This window comes from Streptomyces sp. NPDC056373 (assembly GCF_042262425.1).
Lineage (GTDB): Bacteria > Actinomycetota > Actinomycetes > Streptomycetales > Streptomycetaceae > Streptomyces.
Genome location: NZ_JBHJPX010000034.1, coordinates 23,533 through 29,726, shown reverse-complemented (window position 1 = coordinate 29,726; position 6,194 = coordinate 23,533). Strand labels below are relative to the sequence as shown.

Annotated in this window: 6 protein-coding genes; 4 read left to right on the top strand and 2 right to left on the bottom strand. The window is 67.8% G+C overall.

Annotated features, from left to right (window positions below):
- Window positions 1–656: 656 nt before the first annotated feature.
- The 3 genes from ACFCXS_RS38860 to ACFCXS_RS38850 all read left to right on the top strand — a co-directional run bounded on the left by ACFCXS_RS38860 (window position 657) and on the right by ACFCXS_RS38850 (window position 3,461).
- The gene (locus ACFCXS_RS38860) at window positions 657–1,799 is read left to right on the top strand and encodes a nucleoid-associated protein (RefSeq protein ID WP_376648060.1); all 1,143 of its coding nucleotides are present in this window, start codon (window positions 657–659) and stop codon (window positions 1,797–1,799) included.
- Window positions 1,800–1,950: 151 nt separating this feature from the next.
- Window positions 1,951–2,835: a hypothetical protein gene (locus ACFCXS_RS38855; RefSeq protein ID WP_376648059.1), complete on the top strand. Its 885-nt coding sequence runs from the start codon at window positions 1,951–1,953 to the stop codon at window positions 2,833–2,835.
- Window positions 2,832–3,461, top strand: coding sequence for a hypothetical protein (locus ACFCXS_RS38850; protein ID WP_234389467.1), 630 nt, complete (start codon window positions 2,832–2,834; stop codon window positions 3,459–3,461). Before ACFCXS_RS38855 ends, ACFCXS_RS38850 begins: the two co-directional genes overlap by 4 nt.
- Window positions 3,462–3,707: 246 nt before the next feature.
- On the opposite strand, the gene ACFCXS_RS38845 is transcribed toward ACFCXS_RS38850, so the two are convergent.
- Both ACFCXS_RS38845 and ACFCXS_RS38840 read right to left on the bottom strand, forming a co-directional pair.
- On the bottom strand, window positions 3,708–4,325 hold the full coding sequence (locus tag ACFCXS_RS38845) for a hypothetical protein (protein ID WP_376648058.1): 618 nt from the start codon (window positions 4,323–4,325) through the stop codon (window positions 3,708–3,710).
- 219 nt (window positions 4,326–4,544) lie between these two features.
- Complete coding sequence (locus ACFCXS_RS38840; RefSeq protein WP_376648057.1) at window positions 4,545–5,351, bottom strand: hypothetical protein; 807 nt, start codon at window positions 5,349–5,351, stop codon at window positions 4,545–4,547.
- 429 nt (window positions 5,352–5,780) lie between these two features.
- Between ACFCXS_RS38840 and ACFCXS_RS38835 the strand changes: the two genes are divergently transcribed.
- Window positions 5,781–6,044 (top strand): helix-turn-helix transcriptional regulator, encoded by a 264-nt coding sequence (locus tag ACFCXS_RS38835; RefSeq protein WP_093457786.1) that lies wholly within the window; start codon window positions 5,781–5,783, stop codon window positions 6,042–6,044.
- The last annotated feature ends 150 nt before the right edge of the window (window positions 6,045–6,194 follow it).

Genomic DNA, 6,194 nt, shown 5'->3' with positions numbered 1-6,194 from the left:
TCCCTGGACACCTCACGGACCACCGGCTGAGCACCTCGCCGCCCCTTCAGACTGCTCCGCACTCGGAGCCAAGATCTTTGCGGGACAGCCCTTAGGCGCAGGCGCAGGCGCGACAGCAGGCGCCACAACCGTGCACGCCCCTTCGACGGTTGGTGGGCCCGCGCAGCCTTGGACTCGGATGTGGTCCATGACGATCTCCCGCGGGCGATCGGCTGGCTGCAGGTCCGCCGCCGTACCCATCGGCATCGTGCTCACTGGTGAGTCCGCTTTTGCCGCTGGGCAGCTCCTCAGCTTCGTAGGGGCGGCGGGCTCATAGAGGGTCCGCCTCTCTGTGCCAGCCCCGGCGGGGACAGGTTCACGCACGCCCTGGCGCACCGTCGAAGTTCAGCCACCGTCGCTGGCGCCCCAACCACATCCTCTACACGCTCCGTTACGATGAGCGACACGGTTTTTGGCATGTGACACGGACAAGCAGGGTCGCCAGGCCTCTGCCAGGTCGCGTGCCAGGCAATACAGCACAGACGCGTGCCGCGGACAGGAACGGACCGCGCCTGGACAGCAGCGTCCGGCCTCGGGGGTGCGGGCGGGGATGCGTGGGTGGGGAAGTGCGGACCGACTTCGGGGACCTTGTCATTGACCAGGCCATCGTCCATGGAGTGCCTCAGCGCACGAAAGACGAGGAACCCCTTCCGCTCAAGCTCAGCGAGACGGCCTGCCGGCTCGACGATGGCGGGCGCACGGCATTGCAGGGAAAACTCCGCGATGTCCTGGGCCGTCTGGGGCGCGAAGTCGTGGAGGATCCTGAACTCAAATCCGGCCTGCCCGACGCTGTCCGGACATTTCTGCGTGGCGAGCAGGATCTGGTCGAAGTCTCCGGAGAGCTGGCCCATGCGCTGCGCGACAGCCAGAACGGGACCAGTTCGGCAGGCCTCCTCCTGGTTGCCGCCGCCCGTCTGGACAACCAGCGTGCGCTGCTGATGGTCAAGCTGGAGCATGAGACCGGCATGCAGGCCAACGAGATCGTGACCGGGGGACTGCGCACCTTCGACATGCAGTACTTCGCCAACCTGCTGTTCACAGAGAAGTCCAAGGTCTACAAGGTGGCTCTCTTCTCCGAGGAGGGGGTGACCGAACAGGGGCTTCACGGATGGGCCGCCGACCCGCAGAAATCGGGCAAGGACGTGGCCCGCTTCTTCCTCGAGAAGTTCTTGGGCTGCCGGCACCAGAACGACCCCCGAGAGCTCACCCGCCGCTTTCACGACGTGGCCATGGACTGGGTCAACAGCCGCTTCACGAACTCCGATGTGCGTGTGGACTACGTCATGGCCGTCATGGTCGAGCTCCAGAGCTCTGCCCCCACGCTGGACCCCGCAACGTTCATCGAAACCCACCTGAAGGAACTGCACCACGACGACTTCGCCGAGTTCCTTGAGGAAAATGACGTCCCGGTCCGCACCTTCGACAAAAACACCGAACTCATCGGCAACCGACTGCAGAAAGTAAGAGTCGACCTCGCCAGTGGGGCCTTCCTGGTCGCTCCACTGGAGGCCGTTCAGGACGGCACCGTGGCCGTGAAGGACCTCGGGGACGGCCGGACGACGATCACGGTCACCGACACCCTCACCAATACCAGCAGCGGTGCTGCAGCGGGCCGCCGCCCCAAGCCCGCCAGCAAGCCTGCAGAACTGCCCTCGCCCTCCCAGACAGAAATGATCCCTGGGCTCGAGAGCGTTCTGGCCATCCCGGCTCAAGCCACCCAGGCCCGCACCGGCAACGAGTTCCCGCCAGCACAGACATGAGCCCCAGTACCGTCATGCCCCTGACGCTCGCGCCGGCTTCTTCATGCCCCTGACCGCTGAAGAGGCTTTCCAGCGCTATCGGCAAGAGCGGCCACGCATCGAGAGGGCAGCCGAAGCAACCAGGGCCCACCTTGAGCACCACACTGCCCGGATGGGGGTCGATTGCCAGGTGATCGCCCGCGCCAAAGAGCTCACCAGCTTCAACGCCAAGGCACATTCGCCTCGCAAGAACTACGCCGACCCTTGGAAAGAGATCACCGACAAAGCCGGTGTACGCGTCATCGTGCCCCGCATCGGGCTCCTCGATCCTGCCCTCAAGGTGATCCAAGACAACCTCGAGATCATCGAGGTGCAGGACCACCGTGAAGAGGTCGGGGAAGAAGACCGTCTGCGCTATCCGCGCCTGCACGTCCAGGCCGTCATGGTGGGCGGGGAAGAGGACCCGGACGGCGCCCCGTACGAGTGCGAGATCCAACTGCGCACCGAGGCAGTCGACTTGTGGTCGCGCATGTCCCACAAGCTCCTGTACAAGCCCGGCGTCAGCCCACCCGCCGATGTCAGACGCTCGCTGTACCGTCTGATTGCCCTGGTCGAACTGTTCGACCTCGAGGTTGAACGGGGGGTGGATGCCTTGGCTCAGCAGGACCCCGAACTCGCCCGCAGCAACCGGCTCCTCGACGTGGCCGAACAGGTCTATCGCACGTTCACCACCCACCCCTACAGCCGCGACCTGTCGCACGACGTCGTCGGGGTCCTGTCCCAGACCATCGACGACGACACTGTTTACAGTGAGCAGCTGACCGAATTCGCCGAACGCTTCCGTGAGCGCATCCAGCGCAACTACGCCGACTACGGACCCACCAGCGCCCACTTCTTGGAACACGGCCGCTACCTGCTGGCCAGCCAGCCGGAGAGCCTGATCATCTTTGAGCGGCTAGCCAACGCCCGTTTCCGCCTCAAGAGCACCTGGAACAAAAGTCAGCTACCGGAAACCATGCTCGCCGACATGGCACAAATCTGGGGGATCGGATTATGACCAGACCAACACAACCGGAACCCCCCGCCCTCGCGGCCGCTACCGCGATGTTCGTCGAGGTCCTCGTGGTCGGCATCGGCGCCCTCACCGCAGCCGTGCTACTTCTCATCGCCCTCGTCGGGCCCACGACCACGGCCAAACTCGCCCCCCTGGCGGGCTCGTCCGCGGCCGCCGGAGCAGGGCTTGCCACCTCCTACGCCCTGGGCATCCTCATCGATCGGGCAGCTGACGCCAGCCTCACGCCGCACCGCCGCCGGCTTCGTACCCGCTTCTTCCCCTCCAACACCGCCTACGCCCAGGCACGTCTGCGCCTGGCCGACTTTCCGGTCCTGGCCGCCCGAGCGGACTACGCGCGCTCCCGTATGCGCATCTGCCGTGGATGGACCCTTAACACCCTGGCCCTGACCCTTACCGCGGACCTGGCCATGCTGCGCTACTCCTTCGAGCACCGCCCGCTCATCCTGGGAGCCACCACCACCTTCGGCGCCGTAACCGCCTACGGCTTCTACCGTGCCTGGCGCGCTCTCACCGTGACCGGCTACCGCAAGCTCGCCGAGCAGACCACCATCCCCACTGACAGCGAACCGGGGCCCGCCCAGCCTCAGCCCAGCCCTGTGTCGCCCTGAAGCATCCGCTCCGACCTTCCATACCGCCCAGTTCCGTGCAGGAGGATGGCAGACGACCAGCCGCCGCGAGTTGCGGCGAAGAGACCGTCCGAACATTCCTCACCGTCTTCCGCGACGCCGTGACCCTGGCCGTCACCTCCGCCCTGATCTTCCTCATCGTGTCGGCCTGCACTTCGTAGTGCGGCACGTTGAGACGTGGCCCGCGGCGCGCCCCTGGGATGCCGCGGGGAACTCAGCCCTAAGGCTTCAGCGGTCGGCCTGTGCGGGCTGGGCTTCCTCCTTGGGGCCTGGGGCGGTGTAGAAGACGGAAGAGCCCTGCTTGGTGCGCTGGGCCTGGCTCTTGGCCACGAGCCCTTCGAGTGTGGTGCGTACGACGGTGGTCTTGATACCGCGGTCGGGATGGGCCTGGCCGAGCGCGGTGGCGACCTCCGCCGCCGAGCGCGGTTCGCTCTGTTCGGTGAGGTGGCCGCGGATGAGTTCCACGAGGGTGGGCTTGGCCGCCTTGGCGGTTGCAGTCTTCGCCGCAGTCTTCTTGGGTGTCTTGCCGCCCTGCGCGGTGCCGGTCTTCTTCGCGCGGCTGCGCTCGCCCGTCGCGGACTTGGCAGGCGCCTCGTGTCGGGGAGAGGGCACTGCGGCGTCTTCCGGCGACGGGGCGACCTCAGTTGGCGCGTCTGCGGCGCCGAGCGCCTTCTGCATGTTCACCAAAACGGTGTGGTCATGCTGCAGGGCGAGCAGTTGTTCCTGCAGCGCCGCGATTTCCGCTCCGACGCGTTCTTGTTCCTTGGCGTTGCGTTCGAGGTCCTTTGCTACCTGGGCGGTGTACTGCGAGGTGAGTTCGGTGCTCGAAAGAGTGGTCTCCGGCATGATGCTGGCCTTCCTCGGTTCGCGGCCGCGGAGTGAAGCAGTGCAGGGCGGCCGCGGCGACGCCGTGCGCTGGCGCCAGAGTGGACGGGCGTGACACCTGCTGTGTCAGGTCCTGGCGCAGAGATAGTACGCAGGGTTAGAACTGCTTGTTCCTGTTGAGCAATGCCTTCCGCTCATACCGCGAGGCGCTCACGGGCGGCTTCCTTGTCTGTGATGCCGCTATCGCAGGCGACCGGGTCTGGGCCGGGCCGGGGCGCGAGGCGTTGCGGTGGGCTGGGGCCAAGGCAGGTGCCAGATCACCTCGTCGGTCTCCCGGTGGTGGTGCCAGGCCGTCAGGGTGCGGGCGGCCACCAGCCGGTCGAGGAGTGCTTCGGTCTGGTGGCAGGAGTGCCCGCACAGCCGGGCAAGGATCTCCAGGTCGGCGCTGTGGCGGGCCTGCGCACAGGTGTGCACAGCCAGCACCAGCGCGGTCAGTTGCAGGGCTGAGGGGGCGGCTGACGGCAGTGTCAGAGGCGTCGAGTGCATCGCCCAGTGGGCGGCTCGGTGGCGTGCGCTGCGGCCGGGTGCCTGATCCAGAACCGCGGGATCGAGCAGCCGCACCGTCAGGTGCGGCGGCCGGGGGTCGGGCGGCTCCAGCCAGCCGGCGTGGGCCAGTTCCTCCCACAGCTCCCGGCGTCCGTGTAGACGCATGCCGCGCAGCAGTCCTGCCGGCAGCCGGACGTGTCCGCGGCTGTCGGCACGCAGCGCGCACTGCAGGGCCAGGAGACGGGCCGCGGGAGAGGCGAACTGGGGGAGCGCCGTCGCGAGGTAAGTGAGCATCTCCCGCACCCGCAGTTGCTCATGAAAAGCGGAGGGCGAGGCGGACGCGGGGGCGGAGGCCGAGGTGCGGTCCGCGGCGTGCGGCCGGTGCGGGCCGAGCAGGGTGTCTGGTACGACGGCGGTGTTGCTCGTCGCCGCGGCGCAGGCCGCACACGTGTCGGCCAGCCGCCAGGTGCGGCCACCTCGGCCGCGGGTCAGGGCCAGCAACACTGGCCCCGCGCAGCCACGGTGCCGCGGATGCCAGCAGCACCCCTGCGCCCGGCACTGGCAGGTGCGCAGATGTCCGGGCAGCACGTCGGTACGGGCGTGGCAGGCCAGATGTGCCAGGACGGCAGACCGTGCGGAAGACGCGTGAAGGGGAGGGGTGCGGGCGGTGCAGTGGACGCAGACGAGACTCGGCCCGCCTGCCCCTGGGCGCAGTTCCACCGTCCAGGTACGCCGCACCGCGGTGTGTGCGCCAGCCAGCCTCATCGGCCTGTTGCCCTCCCGTCTGTCGGTGCGGACGCCTTAGTCACAGGCGTCTGGGACGCCCGCACGGTAGTGCAGATTCCTGCACCGTGAATGTCACTCCCCCTCCGCCAGATAGTGCAGAAGTCTGCACTGACAGGGCAGGGTCCTGCACCGTCGGATGGTGGGGTGACGATCTTGCCGCCCGACCCCGACCTCACCGCGCTGCGTGTCGAACTCGCGCGCCTGCGGGGCGAGCGCGGCTGGACCTTCGACGAACTCGCCGACCGCAGCGGCCTGGCCCGCCGAACCCTGATCGACCTGGAGCACGGCCGTACCACCGGCAGCGTCACCACCTGGCACGCCCTCGCCCACGCCTTCGATGTCCCCATCGAGCACCTGATGGGCACCCTCTGCGACGACCACACCCCGCCCGGGGCGAAGGACTCCTGACCCCGCCGTGTGCCGTCCATGAATCACCCGAACCGGCGAGCAGGCACCGAACGCTCGCGCGTCAACTCGCATGCGCGTTCGTCCTGGATGGGCTGCCCGGGGGACACATCCCCGCCGTTCCCGTCACTTCGGCGCGCCGCCTGGCACGGT

Excerpts from the sequence above, each read along its gene's own strand:
- ACFCXS_RS38845 (WP_376648058.1), bottom strand. The coding sequence starts at position 4,325 with ATGCCGGAGACCACTCTTTCGAGCACCGAACTCACCTCGCAGTACACC.
- ACFCXS_RS38855 (WP_376648059.1), top strand. The coding sequence starts at position 1,951 with ATGGGGGTCGATTGCCAGGTGATCGCCCGCGCCAAAGAGCTCACCAGC.
- ACFCXS_RS38850 (WP_234389467.1), top strand. The coding sequence starts at position 2,832 with ATGACCAGACCAACACAACCGGAACCCCCCGCCCTCGCGGCCGCTACC.